Here is an 18,920-nt window from a genome sequence, read left to right on the forward strand (position 1 = left end):
CGGGGGCTGACGTCAATCAGCCCCTCGACCGGACATGCGGCACTTATGCCTGGTTCTCCTGCTCGGTGAACAGATCACTGAACAGCATGCTCGAGAGGTAGCGTTCGCCGGAGTCAGGCAGAATCACCACGATGGTCTTGCCCTGCATTTCCGGGGTTTCCGCCAGGCGTGCGGCCACGGCCATGGCGGCGCCGCAGGAAATCCCGCACAGAATCCCCTCTTCCTGCATCAGGCGCAGGGCCATGGCCTTGGACTCGTCGTCGGTGACCCGTTCGACCCGGTCGACCATCGACAAGTCCAGGTTCTTCGGCAGGAAACCAGCGCCAATGCCCTGGATCTTGTGTGGGCTGGGCTTGATCTCTTCGCCCGCCAACGCCTGGGTAATCACTGGCGAAACCACCGGCTCGACCGCCACCGACAGAATCGGCTTACCCTGGGTGTTCTTGATGTAACGCGAGACCCCGGTAATGGTTCCGCCGGTGCCGACGCCCGCCACCAACACATCGACCGCGCCGTCGGTGTCGTTCCAGATCTCCGGCCCTGTGGTTTTCTCATGAATGGCCGGGTTCGCCGGATTTTCGAACTGGCCCGGCATGAAGTGCCGGGACGGGTCGCTGGCGACGATTTCGGCGGCCTTTTCGATCGCACCCTTCATGCTCTTGGCCGGTTCGGTCAGCACCAGCTCGGCGCCCAGCGCCTTGAGTACCTTGCGACGCTCGATGCTCATGGACGCCGGCATGGTCAGGGTCAGCTTGTAGCCTCGTGCAGCGGCGACGAACGCCAGGCCAATGCCGGTGTTGCCGGAAGTGGGCTCGACAATGGTCATGCCAGGCTTGAGTTTGCCGGTGCTTTCGGCGTCCCAGATCATGCTGGCGCCAATCCGGCATTTGACCGAGTAACCGGGGTTGCGGCCTTCGATCTTGGCCAGGATGGTCACACCGCGAGGCGCGATGCGGTTGATCTGCACCAGCGGCGTGTTGCCGATGGAGTGAGCGTTGTCAGCAAAAATACGACTCATGACCGGGTCCTTGATGGAGCGTTGAATTAGCCCATCACGGTAAGCCTGTTGCCGGTGCTCGTCCAGTCGGGTCGAACGTCAGCGAGCCGGCACAGTCAATGCAGTACAACGCTGGAGATTTTGCCACCATGAAACGTCGATACAGCTGGCCCCTGTGGATATTTGTCGGCCTCGTTGCCGTGTTGATTGTGCTGCACGTCGCCCTGCCCTATATGGTGCGCGACTACCTGAACGAAAAACTCGCCAACATGGGTGATTACCGTGGCCAGGTGACGGATGTCGACCTCGCCCTGTGGCGGGGCGCCTACAAGATCAACGGACTTGAAATCGTCAAGGTCGACGGCAAGGTCCCCGTGCCGTTCGTCAAGGCGCCGCTGATTGATTTGTCGGTGAGCTGGCCTTCGCTCATCCGCGATCATGCGGTCGTGGCTCAGGTCGAGTTTTTCAATCCCGAGGTGAATTTTGTCGATGGCGGCGCCAACAAGCAGAACTCGCAAACCGGTGAAGGCACCGACTGGCGGGAGCAACTGGGCAAGCTGTTGCCGATCACCCTGGACGAAGTACGCATCAACGACGGCAAGATCAGCTTTCGCAACTTCAATTCCAAACCGCCCGTGAACATGAACGCCACCCAGGTCAACGCCAGCATCTACAACCTGACCAACGTCGTCGACAAGCAAGGCAAGCGCGACGCCCGCTTCGATGGCAAAGCCCTGCTGCTGGGCCACGCGCCGCTTGAAACCACCGCGACCTTCGATCCACTGAGCAATTTTGAAGACTTCGAATTCCGCCTGCGCGCCAGGGACATCGAGCTTAAACGCATGAATGATTTCGCCTCGGCCTACGGCAAGTTCGATTTCAATGCCGGCCACGGCGACGTGGTGATCGAAGCCAAAGCGAAAGACGCCCAATTGACCGGCTACATCAAACCCCTGTTGAAAGACGTCGATGTCTTCAACTGGCAGCAGGACGTCGAGAACAAGGACAAGGGGCTGTTCCGCTCCATTTGGGAGGCCGTTGTCGGCGCGTCCGAAACCGTGCTGAAAAACCAGGGCAAGAATCAGTTTGCAACGCGCGTGGAATTGAGTGGCAACGTGCATCGGCAAGATATCAGCGCGTTCCAGGCGTTTTTGCAGATTCTACGGAACGGATTCGTCCAGGCGTTCAATGCCCGCTATGAACGGCCGAAGCCGGAGGCAGGTTAACCGCCTCTGCCACCGAGACTGAGTCAAGTTGTGACGCTCCATTCAGAGACTGAATAAGCCGTCTGCGTTCACAGTCGCCCGGCCTGCGCGTTATAGTCGAACCCTTGTCTATTGCGACCCGCCCTGCCCTGTCAGGCCGGCTTTACCGTTCGAGGATTCGCAGATGAAATTCGAAGGCACCCAGGCCTACGTCGCCACCGATGACCTGAAGCTGGCGGTCAACGCCGCCATCACCCTGGAGCGTCCGCTGCTGGTCAAGGGCGAGCCGGGCACGGGCAAGACCATGCTGGCCGAGCAACTGGCGGAGTCCTTCGGCGCCCGGCTGATCACCTGGCACATCAAGTCCACCACCAAGGCGCACCAGGGTCTCTACGAATACGATGCCGTGAGCCGGCTGCGCGACTCGCAACTGGGCAATGAAAAGGTCCACGACGTCCGTAACTACCTGAAAAAGGGGAAGCTCTGGGAAGCGTTCGAGTCCGAGGAGCGGGTGATCCTGCTGATCGATGAAATCGACAAGGCCGACATCGAGTTCCCGAACGACCTGCTGCAGGAACTCGACAAGATGGAGTTCTACGTCTACGAGATCGACGAGACCATCAAGGCCAAGCAGCGGCCGATCATCATCATTACCTCCAACAACGAAAAGGAGCTGCCGGACGCCTTCCTGCGCCGCTGTTTCTTCCACTACATTGCCTTCCCGGATCGCACCACCCTGCAAAAGATCGTCGACGTGCACTACCCGGACATCAAGAAGGACCTGGTCAGCGAAGCGCTGGACGTGTTCTTCGATGTGCGCAAGGTGCCAGGGCTGAAGAAAAAGCCGTCGACCTCCGAACTGGTGGACTGGCTGAAGCTGCTGATGGCCGACAACATCGGCGAAGCGGTGCTGCGCGAACGCGATCCGACCAAGGCGATTCCGCCGCTGGCCGGGGCCCTGGTGAAAAACGAACAGGACGTGCAATTGCTCGAACGCCTGGCGTTCATGAGCCGTCGCGGCACTCGCTAAGCACGGGTCAAAGGGGGCTGATGCCATGCTGCTCAACCTGTTCAACGAAATGCGCGCCGCCAAGGTACCGGTCTCGGTCCGTGAGCTGCTGGACCTGATCAACGCGCTGAAACAACGCGTGACCTTCGCCGACATGGACGAGTTCTATTACCTGTCCCGGGCGATCCTGGTGAAGGACGAACGGCATTTCGACAAGTTCGACCGAGCCTTCGGCGCCTACTTCAACGGCCTGGAAAAGCTCGACGACCACCTCCAGGCGCTGATTCCTGAAGACTGGCTGCGCAAGGAATTCGAGCGCTCGCTGACCGACGAGGAGCGGGCGGCAATCCAGTCCCTGGGCGGGCTGGACAAGCTGATCGAAGAGTTCAAGAAACGCCTGGAAGAACAGAAGGAACGCCACGCCGGCGGCAACAAATGGATCGGCACCGGCGGCACCAGCCCCTTCGGTTCCGGTGGTTTCAACCCCGAAGGCATTCGTGTCGGCGATGCCGGCAAACGCCAGGGCAAGGCGGTCAAGGTCTGGGACCAGCGCGAGTACAAGAACCTCGACGACTCGGTGGAACTGGGCACGCGCAACATCAAGGTGGCCCTGCGCCGCTTGCGCAAATTCGCCCGCCAGGGCGCGGCCGAAGAACTGGACATCGATGGCACCATCGACCACACCGCCAAGGACGCCGGCCTGCTGAACATTCAAATGCGCCCGGAACGGCGCAACACGGTGAAGCTGTTGCTGCTGTTCGACATCGGCGGCTCGATGGATGCGCACGTGAAAACCTGCGAGGAGTTGTTTTCGGCCTGCAAGACCGAGTTCAAGCACCTGGAGTATTTCTACTTCCACAACTTCATCTATGAGTCGGTGTGGAAAAACAACATGCGCCGCACCTCCGAGCGCACCTCCACCCTGGATCTGCTGCACAAGTACGGCGCCGACTACAAAGTGATCTTCATCGGCGACGCCGCCATGGCCCCCTACGAAATCACCCAGCCCGGCGGCAGTGTCGAACACTGGAACGAAGAAGCCGGCTACGTGTGGATGCAGCGGTTCATGGAGAAATACAAGAAGCTCATCTGGATCAATCCGTATCCGAAGGACACGTGGGGCTATACCTCATCGACCAATATCGTGCGCGATTTGATCGAGGACCAGATGTACCCGCTGACGTTGCGCGGGCTTGAGGAAGGGATGCGGTTTCTGTCCAAGTAGAAAGGCCAGCGGCTGATTGATCGTTCCCGAGCCCGGAAACGATCAACCCAGTCACTGCAGCCCGCGAACGTCCCGGTCCTCGATCGGTCGGCTCTGGCGCAGGCGTCGGCCACCCAGCACCACCCAGTCGATCAGCCGGAACAGGCACTCGATGCCAAACGACAGCAGCAACGCGCCGCTCATGCCCCAGATCATCGCTTCCGGCGTCAGCAGGATCTGGTAGCTGTAGCCGTTCCAGGTTTCCTTGCGGATATCCGGTTCGGCGGCCAGGACCACCTGCAGGAAGCGGATGTACCACGGCCCCTGCATGGCCTGGAACTGTTTATCCAGGGCCAGCTGTCGGGTCAGCAGGTTGCTCAGGCTGTCGGCGTCGCTGCGAAAGATCGGGTCTTCGCTGGCGCGGTAATGGGCGACCAGCGCCTGCATGTCGCCCTTGAAGAACTGATTGGCGGTGCCCTGGAAACCACTCAGGCTGGTCTGCGCCTCGATCAGATGGGCTTCGACGCGCTTGGCATAGTCGTTGATGAACCCCGGCACCTGGACGCCAATCAACAATCCCGCCGCGAACAGCACCAGCCGTAGATAACTGAGCAACATGAGAGCGTCCTTTAGTCGGTCTTGCCCTGGCGGACGCATTCACCGCGTCGCCACAGGCTCCATTGGCCCGGCTCGTAGCGGGTCCAGGTTTCGTTTTCGGTCAGGGGTTCGGTGGCGATCACCGTCACCACGTCGTTGGGTGTGGTCTCGGCCTGAAAATCGACGATCACGTCGACATCCTTCAGGCGCGCCGGGCCAAACGGCGCGCGACGGGTAATCTGCGCCAGCTTGGTCGAGCAGTAGCAGAACAGCCAGTCACTATCGCTGAGCAGACAGTTGAACACGCCTTTACCGCGGTATTCGGCGCAGGCAGCGACCAGGTCGGGCAACAGCGCCTCGATCTCGACCGGTTCGGGGAACGCGGCGCGCACCCGGTTGAGCAGATCGCAGAACGCCGCTTCGCTGTCGGTATCGCCGACGGGGCGGTAGAAACTCTTGATCGGCTGAAAATCCGCCAACTGGCCGTTGTGCGCAAAACACCAGTTGCGCCCCCACAGTTCGCGCACGAACGGATGGGTGTTGGACAGGCAGACCTTGCCCACATTGGCCTGGCGGATGTGCCCGATCACCACTTCGCTCTTGATCGGATAACGCTGCACCAGGTTGGCGACTTCCGACTCGCTGCTCGCCGCAGGATCCTGAAACAGGCGCAGGCCACGGCCCTCGTAGAACGCAATGCCCCAACCGTCACGGTGCGGACCGGTGCGGCCACCGCGCTGCATCAAGCCGGTGAAGCTGAACACGATATCGGTCGGGACATTGGCGCTCATGCCCAATAACTCACACATGCTCGGACTCTCTGTAAGGCAGGGGCACGGTTACAAACGCGGCTCGACCCGCATGCGCTGCGGGTTGCTCGGGACCGGCGGACGACCGTAGCGGTCATCACCAGCGCCACCGAAGGGCTGGTCGTCCTCGGGTTCGTCGGCGCGGACCGCCGCCTTGGCCGCTTCCGCCCTTTCCCGGCGGGCGCGGGAGGCGCGCTCGATCGGGAAACGGATCGCCACGAACACCAGGTAAACGCCAAAGGCAATCATGCCGTACATGAACAGGTCGGAAATGGCCCGCCAGGCGTTGTTGCCGACCTTGAACGCCAGGTCCAGTGCGGTAATGGCGATGGCCGGGGCGACCTTCTCTTTCACCGGATCGATGATCGTCGGGCTGAACAGCAACACCGCAACCAGCAGCCGCAACGGCTCGCGCAGCCAGCGCCACATCCAGCGGGTAATGCGCATCCATACCAACAGGCAGCCCAAAGCGGCAAAGGCGTAAAGGCCCCAGGCGATCAGATAGTCGTTCTCGGTCATGGTGTCCATGGCAAGGCAGGCAAATAGACGCTTATAGTAACGACTTTTCGCACGTCAGGCTTGTCCCAATACCTGACAGCTACGCCTCACCTGTGGGAGCGGGCTTGCTCGCGAAGGCGTCCTGTCAGCCAACATCGCTCTGGGACAGCGCTTTCGCGAGCAAGCCCGCTCCCACCGGCTGCAAATCCCTCATTCGTACATTGTCCGAGAGCCCTTCATGCCCCAATCCGCCAACGTCACCAGCGCCCCGATTGCCCACAAGGCGCCAGGCACTGACCCGTATGCCTGGCTGCAGGAACGCGACACCGACGCGGTACTCGACTACCTGAAAGCGGAAAACAGCTATCAGGAAGCGCAAACCGCCGATCAGGCCGGGCTGCGCGAAACCCTGTTCGAAGAGATCAAGGGCCGCATCCTCGAAACCGACCTGTCGCTGCCTTCGCCGTGGGGCCCCTATCTGTATTACACGCGCACCACGGCCGGCGACGAATACGCCCGACACTACCGCTGCCCGCGCCCGGACGACGACAGCCTGCAACTCGACGAAACCCGGGAACAGCTGCTGCTGGACCCGAACGAACTGGCCAACGGCGGCTTCTTTTCCCTGGGTGCGTTCAGCATCAGCCCCGACCACCAGCGCCTGGCCTACAGTGTCGACGCCACGGGCGATGAGATTTACACCCTGTTCATCAAGGAATTGTCCGACGGCCGTGTCAGCGAACTGGCGTTCGAGAACTGCGACGGCAGCATGACCTGGGCCAACGACAGCCTGACGCTGTTTTTTGCCGAACTGGACGACACCCATCGCCCGCACAAGCTGTTGCGCTACCGCCTGGACGGCACGGCAGCCGAAGAAGTGTTCCATGAGCCCGACGGCCGGTTCTTCCTGCATTGCTACCGCTCCAGCTCCGAGCTGCAATTGCTGCTGGCCCTGGGCAGCAAGACCACCAGCGAAATCTGGGTGCTCGACGCTTCCCAGCCACAACAGGCCTTCGCCTGCATCGCCCCCCGGGTTGAAGACCATGAGTACGATGTCGACCACGGCGCACTCGACGGCCAGTGGACCTGGTTCATCCGCACCAACCGCGACGGCATCAACTTCGCCCTCTACACCGCCGTCGACACCGGCACAGCGCCTGGCGAAGCGGACTGGCGCAACCTGATCCCGCATCGCGACAGTACGATGATCGATGGCATGAGCCTCAATGCCGGGGCCATGACCCTGAGCCTGCGCGAAGGCGGCCTGCCGATCATCGAAGTGCACCCGCAGGATCTACCCAGCTATCGCGTGCAATTGCCGGATGCCGCCTACAGCCTGCACGTGCAGAACAGCCTGGAATTCGTCAGCGAGCAGATTCGCCTGCGCTATGAAGCGCTGAATCGGCCGGCGCAGATCCGCCAGCTGGAGCTGGTCAGCGGCGAGCAGAAAGTGTTGAAACAAACCCCGGTACTCGGCCCGTTCGACGCCGATGCCTACGTCAGCCAGCGGCTTTGGGCGACCGCGCCGGACGGTACGCAAGTGCCGATCAGCCTGGTGGTCAAGCGCGAAGCGCTGGGCCAACCCACACCGCTGTACCTGTACGGCTACGGCGCCTACGGCCAGAGCCTCGACCCGTGGTTCTCCCACGCCCGCCTGAGCCTGCTGGATCGCGGCGTGGCCTTTGCCATCGCCCATGTGCGCGGTGGCGGCGAACTGGGTGAAGCCTGGTACCGCGCCGGCAAGCAGGAACACAAGCACAACACTTTCAGCGACTTCATCGCCTGTACCGAGCACCTGATTGCCAACGGTTACACCACTTCGCCGCAACTGGCGATCAGCGGTGGCAGTGCCGGCGGTTTGCTCATCGGTGCCGTGCTCAACATGCGCCCGGAACTGTTCGGCGCAGCGATTGCCGAGGTGCCGTTCGTCGATGTACTGAACACCATGCTCGACCCTGACCTGCCGCTGACCGTTACCGAATACGACGAGTGGGGCAACCCTGAGGAGCCGGACGTCTACGAGCGGATCAAGGCCTACGCGCCGTACGAAAACGTCAGTGCGCAAGCCTATCCGGCGACGCTGGTGATCGCGGGCTATAACGACAGTCGCGTACAGTACTGGGAAGCGGCCAAGTGGGTGGCCAGGCTGCGCGCCAGCAAAACCGATGACAATCCGTTGCTGCTCAAGACCGAACTGGGCGCTGGCCACGGTGGAATGAGCGGTCGTTATCAGGGATTACGTGACGTAGCGCTCGAATACGCATTCGTTTTCAAGGTTTTGGGCATCGCCTGAGGAACTTGGCCTCGCGGCCCGGTCTTAAGGCCATAGCGCTCCCACAAAAAGCTGATCAAGACAGACACAACAAAAAAGACCGCACGACATGTCAGAACCGACCTTACTGAACAACGAAATTCGCGACTGGCTGATGGATTGTGGCCTGTTCGCTCAATTACAGCCCGCCGACTTCGCCGCAGCGTCCGGCTATTTCAGCATCAGCACGGTGGCCGAGGGCGAAGAGATTTTCCACGAAGGTGATGCCGGCAGCTTCATGTGCATCATCCACACCGGCCAGGTGGCGGTGCAGAAAACCAACAGCGACGGGCAGCGGGTGACCATGGCCACCCTGCGCAGCGGCCGGGCTTTCGGCGAAATGGCCGTGCTCGACGGCGAGCGCCGCTCGGCCAGTTGCGTGGCCGCGAGCCATTGCCAATTGCTCAATCTGGGCAAGGACTCATTGGAAAAAATGCTCAACGACGCGCCGAAGATCGCCGCCAAGATCATTCGTGCCCTGGCGGTGTCCCTGTCCAAGCGCTTGCGCATGGCCGACGGGCAACTGCTCTCGCAACAGGTCTAGCCACCCGGCGACTTGCTCTTCGGGGTGGTCGGTTCAAGACCTGGCAAGGGCTGATCCCTGGGCGGCGGGCTGGGGACGTCGATCGGTGGCAACAACGGTGGCCCGCCACTGCCCGGGCCAGCCTTGGGCACGCTGTTGGGGGTGATCTGCGGGTAAGGTGTCGGCGTCGCGGTACCGGGCGAACCGGGCAGCGGCGCCGGGCTGGTCGGGATGGTTTGCAGCTCCTGGGCCGACGCTGCAGTTATCGAGAGCGCGGCCAGGGCAATGACCGTTAGAATGGTGCGCTTCATCAGGGCTCCGTTGACAGGTTGTCTGCTTGCAGGCTACTCCCAACGGCGCTTCTTCGCCTCCCCAATGCCAATCTTCTCAAGAGATCTCCATGAAACGTTTCGTCCTGCTCGACACCGCCCCCATCCCCGGCAACGGCGGCGCCTTGTGCCTGTTCGAATACGGCGAAGATTTCGTGATCAAGATCCAGGGCGGCGACGGCGGCCAACTGATGAACACGCGCATGCACGGTTCGGAAGATGCACTGGCCGAAATTCCCTGCCGCAAGGTCGCAGGGCGGCCGAATTCGCGGGTGCTGATCGGTGGCCTGGGCATGGGGTTCACCCTCGCGTCGGCCCTGAAGCATCTGGGCAAGCGCGCCGAGGTGGTGGTCGCCGAACTGGTGCCCGGCGTGGTCGAGTGGAATCACGGGGCGCTGGGCGAAAAGGCCGGCAACCCGTTGCAGGATCCCCGCACAGTGATCCGCATGGAGGACGTCGCCAAGGTCCTGCAAGCCGAGCCGCAAGGGTTCGACGCGATCATGCTCGATGTCGATAACGGCCCCGAAGGCCTGACCCAGCGCGCCAACAGCTGGCTCTACTCGGCGGGGGGCCTGAGCGCCTGCGCCAAGGCCCTGCGGCCAAAAGGCGTGCTGGCCGTCTGGTCGGCCAGCGCCGACCGGCAGTTTTCCGACAAACTGAAGAAGGCCGGATTCAAGGCCGAAGAAGTGCAAGTCTTCGCCCACGGCAACAAAGGCACCCGCCACACCATCTGGATTGCCGAGAAGCTCAAGGGCTGAGCTAAACTGCCCCCATAACCGTCATCAGTCTTTTACAGAGGTGAACCCATGAGTTCGTCCACCCCCACCAACACCTCGAAGCTGGACCGCATCCTCGCCGACAACCAGCGCGACAAGGAAATGGGCTATCGCGACAAGGCCCTGAAGATGTACCCGCATGTGTGCGGCCGCTGCGCCCGCGAGTTTTCCGGCAAGCGCCTGAGCGAACTGACCGTGCACCACCGCGATCACAACCACGACAATAACCCGCAGGACGGCTCGAACTGGGAGCTGTTGTGCCTGTACTGCCACGACAACGAACACTCGCGCTACACCGACCAGCAGTATTTCGGCGAAGGCTCGCTGAGCACGCCGAAGATCGCCAAGGCCACGCACAACCCCTTTGCGGCGCTGGCCGGGTTGATGAAGAAGGAAGACTGAGGCTGTTTTTTTGGGGCCGTTATTGGCCCCATCGCGAGCAGGCTCGCTCCTACACTGGATCCGTTAAACCCATGCCCCCCTGTGGGAGCGAGCCTGCTCGCGATGACGCCGGCACAGACAGCAAAAAAACATCAGGCCCGCCGCCCTGCCCCATTCCCCGTATAATCGCCGTTTTTTCCCGAAGGCACCCCGCTCGTGGCAGACAAACGGTACAGCTGCATTGGTTTGTATAACCCCAAATCACCGGAAAACGTCGGCTCGGTCATGCGCGCCGCCGGCTGCTATGGCGTGGCGTCCGTGTTCTACACCGGCAAGCGTTATGAACGCGCCGCCGATTTCGTCACCGACACCAAGCGCGTGCACTACGACATCCCGCTGATCGGCATCGACGACCTGAAAAAGATCTTGCCGCTGGGCTGCGTCCCGGTCGCCGTGGAGCTGGTCGAAGGTGCCCGCTCGTTGCCCGAATACACTCACCCGGACCGCGCGCTGTACATCTTCGGGCCGGAAGACGGTTCGCTGGATAAAGAGATTCGCGACTGGTGCGAAGACGTGGTCTACATCCCGACCACCGGCTGCATGAACCTCGCCGCCACCGTCAACGTTGTGCTCTACGACCGCATGGCCAAGGGCCTGAACACCCGCTCCGGGCCGAAATTTCGCTGAACCGCCCACATTCGATGGAACAAGCCGCCTGCCTCGGCAGTCAGCTTAAATATCCATCGAAGCAGTCATTTGCGCCAGGAGACAGATCATGAGCCAACTCAAACGCGTGGAGCGTATCGAAACCACTCCGTTCCAGAGCCCTTCCGAGCAGAATGTCCACGGCTGGGAACGCCTCGGCTCTCTGGCGGGCGGCGTGGTGATGGTCGGCAAGGGCCTGCGTCGCGGCGGTATTTTCGGTCTGATCCAGGTGGCCATCGGCGGCGTGGCGTTGGCCCGGGGCATCACCGGCCACAGTTCGGCCAAAAGCCTGCTGGAGAAAAGCCGCCAGGACATGAACAACGTGCGAGCGAAGATCGAACGTGCGGGAGAAGAGTTGGTACGCATGAAGGCGAATGCCGAGGCGGCGACCAGCACGGCGACCGTGACCGGCAATGATTCGTTGAAGTCGCCTAAAGCCGGGGTTTGATTGTAAATTATCTCTGCGGCTGATGACGCCATCGCGGGCAAGCCCGCTCCCACAAGGGTTATTCATACTCTGTGTGAGAGCGAGCCTGCTCGCGATAGCGGTGTTACTGAAGCAACTCGGTATCGAGCACCCTGGATGACTCGCCGATCACGCTCTCGGCGAGTTGCACGAACTCCTTGGTGTCCACCCGTTCCAGCCGCATCGCCCCACGCATCACATCATCGAGCGAGCGCTTGTTGCGTGTTTTCAGGCGAATCTCGCGATCCAGTTCCTGCAGCAACAACACCGCCTTGGCCACCTGCGCCGGGCTGGCCTGGGCGCCACGCAAAGTGGTGACTTTCTGACTGACCTTCACCATCTTGCGATGCAGGTTTTCATAACGTTCATCACTCATCCCACCCGCGCGCCGCACCAACTCGACCGCGTAGTACTCCGCCAACCCTTCGCTGATCCAGTCGCTGCGCTGCGCATCGTTGACACGCCCCAACAGTTGGGCCAATTCGCGGACCAGCGCGCTGCTGCCACTTTCACTCACCAGCGGCAGACGCGTATTGAGGTAGATCGATTCGCGGGCGGCGAGGCTGCCACGCCACATCGGGTCATTGGCGCCGACGATCAACAGTTTGCCGGGATGCCGCGGGAACACCGCCTGCACCTGCGGCCAGACAAACGTCAGCAGGGTCAGCACGTCCATGCGGTGCATGCCCTGCCCCCTCGGCGACGCGACGGTCACCTCGGTTTCCCCCAGTCGTGTGCGACGGCTGCCGAGGTGACCGGCGAGCATCCAGCCCGTGGGCCGGTCGAACAGGCGCGAGACATTGTCGATGCGGAATTTGTTCTTGCCGATGCGCGGCCAGGCGGTTTCGACGCTGTTCCAGCCCTCGGGCAATTCGAACTCCAGGCGTGCCACCAACTCGATGCCGTCCTGCTGATCGAGCCGGGCGGCCGGTACCAGATCGTCGCCGCGCATCAACGCCCAGGCCGGCGTCATGCGCGTTTCGAAGCTGCCATTCTTGCGGTTGTGACTGACGCGAACGCGATAGGTCAGGCTGGCTTTGTCAGCCGCCGGGCGCCAGATGCCACGCGTGGTTTTGCCGGGGGTGAGCTGCCAATTGCCGTCGGCCTTGAAGTCGCTGTAGCGATTGCCGTCACCGAGGTCGAAATCCAGGCTGCGCACCGCCGAACCCTGGGCCAGGGTCAGGCGCACTTCAGCCTGACCGCTTTGCGGCAGCAGGCGCACCTGATAATCCAGATCGACCTTCTTCGCCGCCCACACCGACGAACTCAGGGCCACCAGCCCGATGGCCAGCGCCAGGCGCAATCCCACAGCCATACACGCTCCTTGTCGAAATCAACCTGCGCGGAAAATCAGATGATCTTCCCAATCCTCTTCGGCCACGCTGCCTTCGGCGAGCATGCGCCCGGACTGGGAAATGCGTTCATGGTGCACGGCGTCACGATCACCGCAAACCAGATGATGCCAAAGTGGCAAATCCTTGCCCTCACTGACCAGGCGATAACCGCAGGTCGGTGGCAGCCACTTGAATTCATCGGCCTTGCCGGGCGTGAGTTGAATGCAGTCCGGCACAAATTCGCGACGGTTGGGGTAATCGCTGCACTGGCAGGTCTTCAGGTCCAGCAGCTTGCAGGCGATGCGCGTGTAATAAACGCTGTTGTCGTCTTCATCCTCGAGCTTTTGCAGGCAGCACAATCCACAACCGTCACACAACGATTCCCACTCCTCCTGATCGAGTTGATCGAGGGTTTTGCGTATCCAGAACGGTTCGACTTTGGCGGCCATGGCTCAAGCATCAACATCAGGTGGTGAAAAGGCCGCCAGTCTAGTGCCCGACGCCCCGCCGGCCAAGCATTGGCGACTGCCGGTAGAACGGGACTTGTCAGTTAATGCGTCGCCCAGTAGCTTTGCCAGTCGCAAGGAGCCAGGAACTGCGTGCCATTAACGCTCGACCGCGTTGCATTCAGATGAACGACCAGGCTCACGAAAAACCCATCGCCCAGCCTACCTGTGCCCGCCGGTTTTACATCGACTCTTTGACTGCAAGGAATCTCCGCATGAGTGCCAATCCACGCGTTGCCGATTATGCCATCCACCCGCAATTCACCGATCGCTGGTCGCCCCGCGCCTTCACTGGCGAAGCCATTCCCGAAGAAACTCTGTTGAGCTTCTTCGAAGCCGCACGCTGGGCGCCATCGGCCTACAACTCGCAACCCTGGCGCTTCCTGTACGCCCGTCGCGACACGCCTAACTGGGAGCGTTACCTGGGGCTGCTCAACGAGTTCAACCGCAGTTGGGCGCAACACGCGTCGGCGCTGGTGATCGTGATATCCAAAACCACCTTCATTGCGCCCGGCGGCAGCGAAGAAACGCCGGCCTTGTGGCACACCTTCGACACCGGTTCCGCCTGGGGTCACCTGGCATTGCAGGCGAGCATCAGCGGCTGGCACACCCACGGCATGGCCGGCTTCGACCAGGAGCTGACCCGCAAGGAGCTGAACATTCCTGAAGGCTACGCGCTGCACGCCGCCGTGGCGGTGGGCAAGCTCGGGGACAAGGCGACGCTGGCGGAGTACCTGCAAGCCCGCGAAACGCCAAGCCCGCGCCGGCCGTTGAATGAAACGGTTGCTGAAGGGGATTTCACCCTTTAAAAACATCCGTCCCCCCTGTAGGAGCGAGCATGCTCGCGATGGAGCATAACGATAACGCGGGTTTCCAGGATGTCCGCGTTATCGTTAACGTCCATCGCGAGCATGCTCGCTCCTACAAAGGGACTTGTGAATCAGTACCCTCTATCGAAATCCACTTCCCCGCGCAGCGCCTCGCCCGCCTGATACGCCCGCAGGTTCTCGACAAACAGCTTCACCATCATCGCAGGTGAAGTCGGCGCCGAGCTGTGGCCGGTCAGCAGCAGACCCCAGGCGGTCCAGAACGGATGGCGTTGCGGCAGTGGCTCTTGACGGCACACATCGATCACCGCGCCTGCCAGGTGCCCTTCCTTCAAGGCCTCCACCAGGTCAGCGTCGACCACCGCCACGCCGCGTCCGACGTTGATGAACAGGCCCGTCGACTTGAATTGCTTGAACAGTGCGGCGTCGTACAGGTCATGGGTCGTGGGTGTGTTCGGCAGCAGATTGATCACATAGTCCACTTCACCGACCAGACGCGGCAAATCGGCCAACGCGCCGACTTCGACAAAAGGTGCCTGCGCCCGCGCCTCGCTGGCGATGCCGTACAACTCGACCCCGAACGGCAGCAGAAACTGCGCGACGGCCTGGCCGATATCACCGGTGCCGACGATCAACACCTTGCGCCCCGCCAGACTCTGGCCCTGGCGACTGTCCCACTTGCGCTCGACCTGGCTGACCAGTCGCGGCAGCACCTCACGCTCGTGGCCGAGCATGTAGGTCAGCACGTATTCGGCCATGACCTGACCGAAAATCCCCACCGCGCGCGTCAGGCGATAGTGCCGGGTCAGGCCGTCGGCCAGCAGCGGCGTGATCCCGGCCCAGGTCGACTGCAGCCACTGCGGCTGGTGGCCCTGGCGCAGCAACGTGGCCAGCAGGTCCGGCTGGCCCAGCCAGATGGGGCAATCGGCGGCCTGACGGGCCAGCTCTGCGGAGTCGCCGCTGGTGAGGACTTCCAGCTCGGGCGCTGCCTGGCGCAACAATTGGGCATATACAGCGTGGTCGTGTTCGGCAATCAGAACGCGCATGGTTCAAACCTTTCAAAAACAGTGCAAACGGCCGCCCGGAGAGTCTCGCTCCCCGGCATGGCCATTGCCAAAATCATTCCAGTATTTCACGCCGACTCTGAACGGAGCCTGTCTGCCGCTCAGACCGGGTCGTTGCGCCGCAACAACTCTTCCGGCAAGTGTTCGATGTACTCGTCTTCGGCCGGCGGCATCTGCAGGTGGTAGCCCTGCTTCTCAAGGTTTTCCAGGACCACCGCGATGTCCTCGCGCGACAGCTTGCGCTCGGGGCTCAGCACCAGATCGAACGCGTGGATGGCCTTGCCAAACGCCGCCATCAGCGGTTCTGGCACGCGCTCCAGCGCATCGCTCTTGAGCACATAGAGGTACATCTCGTTTCTCTTCGAACTGCGGTAGATCGAGCAAATACGTTTCAAGGCTGTTCTCCGGGGGTGGCCAGGCTGTCGAGCAGGGCCTGGCCCATCAACTCGCGGCGCCAGCCACGCAGCGAATCGGGCAATTGGTAGGGACCGTTGGGGAAGCCGCTCTTGAGCAGGGCTTCCAGGGTTTTCTTGCGCAGCATCAGTTCCGGCGCAATGTTCAGCCGTTCGGCCTCGGCCTGGCCGAGGGCACGCAATTGCTTGATCAGCGCGGCGGCATCCACGGGCAGCGGCTCGGGCACGGCCGGCGGCCACTGATCGGGCGACACGCTGCCGAAACGCTTGATCAGGTCCAGCAGGAATTCGCCATCCTGACGCACGGTGCGCGGGTGCATGTCTTCGATTTTACCCAGCGCCGTGAGGTTGTCCGGCTGCGTGCGCGCCAGCGGCCACAGGGAGTGCTCACGGATGATGCGATTGCGCGGCAGGTCACGGGCGCGGGCTTCGCGCTCGCGCCAGGCGCACAGTTCACGCAGCACGGCGAGCTGGGCGCGGGAAAGCTTCCACGCCAGCTTGGCGTCGCGATAGACCTCATACGGGTCGATTTCCCGACGCAGGTTGGCCACCAGTTCGGCGCCGTCTTCCAAGACCCAGGCGTATTTGTCGTCAGACAGCTTCGGACGCAGTTGCACGAAAACTTCGGCAAGGTGCAAGGCATCTTCAGCGGCGTAACTGATCTGGGTGTCCGACAACGGGCGTTGCAACCAGTCGGAACGGGTTTCGCCTTTTGGCAGCTCGATACCCAGCACTTCCTGCACCAGCCGCGAATACCCCATGGAAAAACCGAGGTTCAGGTAAGCGGCGGCCAGTTGCGTATCGAACAGCGGCGCCGGCAGGCTGCCGGTCAGGCGCAACAGCACTTCGAGGTCTTCGCTGCAGGCATGCAGCACCTTGACCACCGCCGGGTTTTCCAGCAACGCGGCCAGGGGTTGCCAGGCGTCGATGGTCAGCGGATCGATCAGATAGGCGCGCACGCCGTCGCCGACCTGCAACAAGCCGGCGATTGGATAAAAGGTGTCGACCCGCATGAACTCGGTGTCGAGGGCAACGTAGGGCAGCTGCTGCCACTCGGCACAAAACCGGGCGAGGCTATCGTTGTCGCGGATCCAGTGAATATCGATGGCCACACGGCTCTCCCTTGAAGAATGGCGCGCAGTATATATCGCCCCCGACGATTTCCGCGCATCCACTGACCAAGAGCTGTAGCGAAATTCCTACATAAATGCGCGCAATGTCTGACGAAGAGGGTAATGCACGCTGTGGCAGCCTTATTGATTCGCCAGAACGCCATCGATCACGGCGCCTCGGCACCCCGCGAACATGTCCAGGTCCTGGTTGTAGACCTTGCTGCTGACCTCCAGCAAACCGAGCATCGAATGGAACAGGTTGTCCTGGCTCAACGGCTTGTCACGGCTCAGTTGCAGGCAATGGGTATCGACCGAAAACGACTTCTGATAGCTGTCGGAGAACCAGGCGAGCATGGCGACATGCTTCTGCTGATCGGGCGCCATCATGTAAGGCGTGCCGTGGAGGAACAGGTTGTATTCGCCCAGGGATTCGCCATGGTCGGACAGGTAGACCATGGCCGTATCCACCTTGTCCTGGTTGCTGCGCAGCAGGTCGATCAGCGTCGACAGCACATGGTCGGTGTACACCAGCGTGTTGTCGTAACCATTGATGATGCTTTCGCGACTGCAATTATTCAGGGCATTGCTTTCGCAAACCGGAGTGAATCGCTCGTACTCCTTTGGATAGCGCTTGAAATACTCGGGCCCGTGACTGCCCATCTGGTGCAGCACCAGCACGGTATCCTTGTCCAGGTTATCGATGAAGTGCTGCAAACCCTGCAGGAGAATCTCATCCCGGCATTCGCTGTTGGCGCACAGTGCCGGGTCCTTCAAATTACTGACATCCTCGAGAGTGACCCGATCGCACGTGCCTTTGCAGCCCGACTGGTTATCCCGCCAGATCACGTCGAGCCCTGCACGCTTGAGCACGTCCAGCAGCCCTTCTTCATTCTTTGCCTTGCTGGCGTTGTAATTCTTGCGGCCCATGTTGGAAAACATGCAGGGCACCGAGATGGCGGTTTCCGTGCCGCAGGAATGCACATCGGTGAAGGCGATCAGGCCTGCTTCCTTGTCCAGTTGAGGGGTGGTGTCGCGGTGATAACCCAATACGCCGAAGTTTTCGGCCCGGGCGCTTTCGCCCACGACCAGTACCGTCAAAGATTTACGTCCGTGGACCTGCCACGCCGGATTTCGCTCGGCGTCCTCACCAATCCTGACGAAGGGCTGCCGGGCTGACGCCACCTGCTCACGCAAGTAACTGAACGACGCCCCCATGTAATTGCTGGGCACCAGCATTAAACGCAATTCATGGTGATTGCGAAACAGTGATGAGAGCCCCTGGTAATTAATCAGTGCAACACCACCGATCACCGCCACCGAAGCCACACCCACCAACAACTTGCTGATCAACTCGCGGTGCCAGCGACGACAACTAACCGGTGTTTTCCACAACAACCATGACGGCAGCACACCCAGCAATAGAATATAAGCAAACAATTTAACCGACAGTAAATCGCGCACTTCCGTGACATTGGTCTGCGCGAAGTTACGCAACATCCCGGTGTCCATCAGCACCCCGTATTGGCTCATGAAATACGCCACGCCGGCGCTGATCATGAAGATGACGGTCAACAGCGGTTTCATGACCGGCCGGTACGCCAGGAGCGTCAGCACAAGGTTGAAGGCCGCCAGAATCATCACGCCGAAAGCCACACGCATGACGAGGCCCCTGGCGTCGGACGCAGTGATGTCCAGCAAGTGCTGCCACAGCACCGAGTTGAACCCGATCAACAGAAAGGCGCTGGCAATCAGTGTCACCCACTCCGGGCGCACGGCTTTAAACTTCAACATGATGATGGGCTGTTCCTGAAAAGAAGTGCCGCCCATAAATGTGAAAAACACATTTATCGCGAC

Annotated in this window: 21 protein-coding genes; 10 read left to right on the forward strand and 11 right to left on the reverse strand. The window is 61.3% G+C overall.

Annotated features, from left to right (window positions below):
- Window positions 1-43: 43 nt before the first annotated feature.
- Window positions 44-1,018 (reverse strand): cysteine synthase A, encoded by a 975-nt coding sequence (cysK, locus tag QIW53_RS07580; RefSeq protein ID WP_371049013.1) that lies wholly within the window; start codon window positions 1,016-1,018, stop codon window positions 44-46.
- Between the two features lie 128 nt (window positions 1,019-1,146).
- On the opposite strand from cysK, the gene QIW53_RS07585 reads away from it, so the two are divergent.
- From QIW53_RS07585 to QIW53_RS07595, 3 genes are all read left to right on the forward strand, one after another.
- A complete protein-coding gene (locus QIW53_RS07585) occupies window positions 1,147-2,223 on the forward strand; it encodes a DUF748 domain-containing protein (protein WP_371049015.1) in 1,077 nt (358 codons plus the stop codon).
- A gap of 163 nt (window positions 2,224-2,386) precedes the next feature.
- Window positions 2,387-3,232, forward strand: a complete 846-nt coding sequence (locus QIW53_RS07590; RefSeq protein WP_260522592.1) for an AAA family ATPase — start codon at window positions 2,387-2,389, stop codon at window positions 3,230-3,232.
- Between the two features lie 25 nt (window positions 3,233-3,257).
- Window positions 3,258-4,436, forward strand: coding sequence for a vWA domain-containing protein (locus QIW53_RS07595; protein ID WP_371049017.1), 1,179 nt, complete (start codon window positions 3,258-3,260; stop codon window positions 4,434-4,436).
- Window positions 4,437-4,487: 51 nt separating this feature from the next.
- Here QIW53_RS07595 and QIW53_RS07600 read toward each other — a convergent pair whose 3' ends face one another.
- From QIW53_RS07600 to QIW53_RS07610, 3 genes are read right to left on the reverse strand one after another with little or no spacing between them, the layout of a single operon-like run.
- A complete protein-coding gene (locus tag QIW53_RS07600) occupies window positions 4,488-5,033 on the reverse strand; it encodes a DUF2937 family protein (RefSeq protein WP_371049018.1) in 546 nt (181 codons plus the stop codon).
- Between the two features lie 11 nt (window positions 5,034-5,044).
- Entirely contained in the window at window positions 5,045-5,821 is a 777-nt protein-coding gene (locus QIW53_RS07605; protein WP_371049020.1) for a class II glutamine amidotransferase, read from the reverse strand.
- 30 nt (window positions 5,822-5,851) lie between these two features.
- Complete coding sequence (locus tag QIW53_RS07610; protein ID WP_371049022.1) at window positions 5,852-6,349, reverse strand: MFS transporter; 498 nt, start codon at window positions 6,347-6,349, stop codon at window positions 5,852-5,854.
- A 208-nt stretch (window positions 6,350-6,557) separates the two neighbouring features.
- On the opposite strand from QIW53_RS07610, the gene QIW53_RS07615 reads away from it, so the two are divergent.
- Complete coding sequence (locus QIW53_RS07615; protein WP_371049023.1) at window positions 6,558-8,612, forward strand: S9 family peptidase; 2,055 nt, start codon at window positions 6,558-6,560, stop codon at window positions 8,610-8,612.
- An 88-nt stretch (window positions 8,613-8,700) separates the two neighbouring features.
- Window positions 8,701-9,174: a Crp/Fnr family transcriptional regulator gene (locus QIW53_RS07620; RefSeq protein WP_371049025.1), complete on the forward strand. Its 474-nt coding sequence runs from the start codon at window positions 8,701-8,703 to the stop codon at window positions 9,172-9,174.
- Here the strand turns inward: QIW53_RS07620 and QIW53_RS07625 are convergent.
- Complete coding sequence (locus QIW53_RS07625) at window positions 9,171-9,464, reverse strand: hypothetical protein (RefSeq protein ID WP_371049026.1); 294 nt, start codon at window positions 9,462-9,464, stop codon at window positions 9,171-9,173. The two genes, QIW53_RS07620 and QIW53_RS07625, sit on opposite strands and share 4 nt — an antisense overlap.
- 89 nt (window positions 9,465-9,553) lie before the next feature.
- On the opposite strand from QIW53_RS07625, the gene QIW53_RS07630 reads away from it, so the two are divergent.
- From QIW53_RS07630 to QIW53_RS07645, 4 genes are all read left to right on the forward strand, one after another.
- Window positions 9,554-10,240 carry a spermidine synthase gene (locus tag QIW53_RS07630; RefSeq protein WP_371049027.1) on the forward strand — a complete coding sequence of 229 codons (687 nt, stop codon included), beginning with the start codon at window positions 9,554-9,556 and terminating at the stop codon, window positions 10,238-10,240.
- Window positions 10,241-10,288: 48 nt separating this feature from the next.
- Window positions 10,289-10,660: a YajD family HNH nuclease gene (locus QIW53_RS07635; RefSeq protein WP_007944009.1), complete on the forward strand. Its 372-nt coding sequence runs from the start codon at window positions 10,289-10,291 to the stop codon at window positions 10,658-10,660.
- Window positions 10,661-10,855: 195 nt separating this feature from the next.
- On the forward strand, window positions 10,856-11,326 hold the full coding sequence (locus QIW53_RS07640; RefSeq protein WP_095171660.1) for an RNA methyltransferase: 471 nt from the start codon (window positions 10,856-10,858) through the stop codon (window positions 11,324-11,326).
- Window positions 11,327-11,414: 88 nt separating this feature from the next.
- Window positions 11,415-11,792 (forward strand): YgaP family membrane protein, encoded by a 378-nt coding sequence (locus QIW53_RS07645; RefSeq protein WP_371049028.1) that lies wholly within the window; start codon window positions 11,415-11,417, stop codon window positions 11,790-11,792.
- A 103-nt stretch (window positions 11,793-11,895) separates the two neighbouring features.
- Here QIW53_RS07645 and QIW53_RS07650 read toward each other — a convergent pair whose 3' ends face one another.
- Both QIW53_RS07650 and QIW53_RS07655 read right to left on the reverse strand, forming a co-directional pair.
- Window positions 11,896-13,125: a hypothetical protein gene (locus QIW53_RS07650; RefSeq protein ID WP_371049029.1), complete on the reverse strand. Its 1,230-nt coding sequence runs from the start codon at window positions 13,123-13,125 to the stop codon at window positions 11,896-11,898.
- Window positions 13,126-13,143: 18 nt separating this feature from the next.
- On the reverse strand, window positions 13,144-13,593 hold the full coding sequence (locus QIW53_RS07655) for a YcgN family cysteine cluster protein (RefSeq protein ID WP_192302264.1): 450 nt from the start codon (window positions 13,591-13,593) through the stop codon (window positions 13,144-13,146).
- Window positions 13,594-13,865: 272 nt separating this feature from the next.
- Here QIW53_RS07655 and QIW53_RS07660 point away from each other — a divergent pair, with 272 nt between their 5' ends.
- A complete protein-coding gene (locus tag QIW53_RS07660; RefSeq protein ID WP_371049030.1) occupies window positions 13,866-14,459 on the forward strand; it encodes a nitroreductase family protein in 594 nt (197 codons plus the stop codon).
- A 131-nt stretch (window positions 14,460-14,590) separates the two neighbouring features.
- Here the strand turns inward: QIW53_RS07660 and QIW53_RS07665 are convergent, their stop codons facing one another.
- The 4 genes from QIW53_RS07665 to QIW53_RS07680 all read right to left on the reverse strand — a co-directional run bounded on the left by QIW53_RS07665 (window position 14,591) and on the right by QIW53_RS07680 (window position 18,857).
- Complete coding sequence (locus QIW53_RS07665; RefSeq protein WP_371049031.1) at window positions 14,591-15,523, reverse strand: D-2-hydroxyacid dehydrogenase; 933 nt, start codon at window positions 15,521-15,523, stop codon at window positions 14,591-14,593.
- Between the two features lie 119 nt (window positions 15,524-15,642).
- On the reverse strand, window positions 15,643-15,936 hold the full coding sequence (locus QIW53_RS07670; RefSeq protein WP_015093929.1) for a YcgL domain-containing protein: 294 nt from the start codon (window positions 15,934-15,936) through the stop codon (window positions 15,643-15,645).
- The gene (gene rnd, locus QIW53_RS07675; RefSeq protein ID WP_371049032.1) at window positions 15,933-17,066 is read right to left on the reverse strand and encodes a ribonuclease D; all 1,134 of its coding nucleotides are present in this window, start codon (window positions 17,064-17,066) and stop codon (window positions 15,933-15,935) included. Before rnd ends, QIW53_RS07670 begins: the two co-directional genes overlap by 4 nt.
- A 141-nt stretch (window positions 17,067-17,207) precedes the next feature.
- Complete coding sequence (locus tag QIW53_RS07680) at window positions 17,208-18,857, reverse strand: phosphoethanolamine transferase (protein ID WP_371049033.1); 1,650 nt, start codon at window positions 18,855-18,857, stop codon at window positions 17,208-17,210.
- Window positions 18,858-18,920: the final 63 nt, after the last annotated feature.

This window comes from Pseudomonas fluorescens (assembly GCF_041354075.1).
GTDB classification, from domain to species: Bacteria; Pseudomonadota; Gammaproteobacteria; order Pseudomonadales; family Pseudomonadaceae; genus Aquipseudomonas; species Aquipseudomonas fluorescens_CE.

Coding starts and splice junctions, on each gene's coding strand:
- cysK (WP_371049013.1), bottom strand. CDS start 1,018: ATGAGTCGTATTTTTGCTGACAACGCTCACTCCATCGGCAACACGCCG.
- QIW53_RS07585 (WP_371049015.1), top strand. CDS start 1,147: ATGAAACGTCGATACAGCTGGCCCCTGTGGATATTTGTCGGCCTCGTT.
- QIW53_RS07590 (WP_260522592.1), top strand. CDS start 2,387: ATGAAATTCGAAGGCACCCAGGCCTACGTCGCCACCGATGACCTGAAG.
- QIW53_RS07595 (WP_371049017.1), top strand. CDS start 3,258: ATGCTGCTCAACCTGTTCAACGAAATGCGCGCCGCCAAGGTACCGGTC.
- QIW53_RS07600 (WP_371049018.1), bottom strand. CDS start 5,033: ATGTTGCTCAGTTATCTACGGCTGGTGCTGTTCGCGGCGGGATTGTTG.
- QIW53_RS07605 (WP_371049020.1), bottom strand. CDS start 5,821: ATGTGTGAGTTATTGGGCATGAGCGCCAATGTCCCGACCGATATCGTG.
- QIW53_RS07610 (WP_371049022.1), bottom strand. CDS start 6,349: ATGGACACCATGACCGAGAACGACTATCTGATCGCCTGGGGCCTTTAC.
- QIW53_RS07615 (WP_371049023.1), top strand. CDS start 6,558: ATGCCCCAATCCGCCAACGTCACCAGCGCCCCGATTGCCCACAAGGCG.
- QIW53_RS07620 (WP_371049025.1), top strand. CDS start 8,701: ATGTCAGAACCGACCTTACTGAACAACGAAATTCGCGACTGGCTGATG.
- QIW53_RS07625 (WP_371049026.1), bottom strand. CDS start 9,464: ATGAAGCGCACCATTCTAACGGTCATTGCCCTGGCCGCGCTCTCGATA.
- QIW53_RS07630 (WP_371049027.1), top strand. CDS start 9,554: ATGAAACGTTTCGTCCTGCTCGACACCGCCCCCATCCCCGGCAACGGC.
- QIW53_RS07635 (WP_007944009.1), top strand. CDS start 10,289: ATGAGTTCGTCCACCCCCACCAACACCTCGAAGCTGGACCGCATCCTC.
- QIW53_RS07645 (WP_371049028.1), top strand. CDS start 11,415: ATGAGCCAACTCAAACGCGTGGAGCGTATCGAAACCACTCCGTTCCAG.
- QIW53_RS07650 (WP_371049029.1), bottom strand. CDS start 13,125: ATGGCTGTGGGATTGCGCCTGGCGCTGGCCATCGGGCTGGTGGCCCTG.
- QIW53_RS07655 (WP_192302264.1), bottom strand. CDS start 13,593: ATGGCCGCCAAAGTCGAACCGTTCTGGATACGCAAAACCCTCGATCAA.
- QIW53_RS07660 (WP_371049030.1), top strand. CDS start 13,866: ATGAGTGCCAATCCACGCGTTGCCGATTATGCCATCCACCCGCAATTC.
- QIW53_RS07665 (WP_371049031.1), bottom strand. CDS start 15,523: ATGCGCGTTCTGATTGCCGAACACGACCACGCTGTATATGCCCAATTG.
- QIW53_RS07680 (WP_371049033.1), bottom strand. CDS start 18,857: ATGTTGAAGTTTAAAGCCGTGCGCCCGGAGTGGGTGACACTGATTGCC.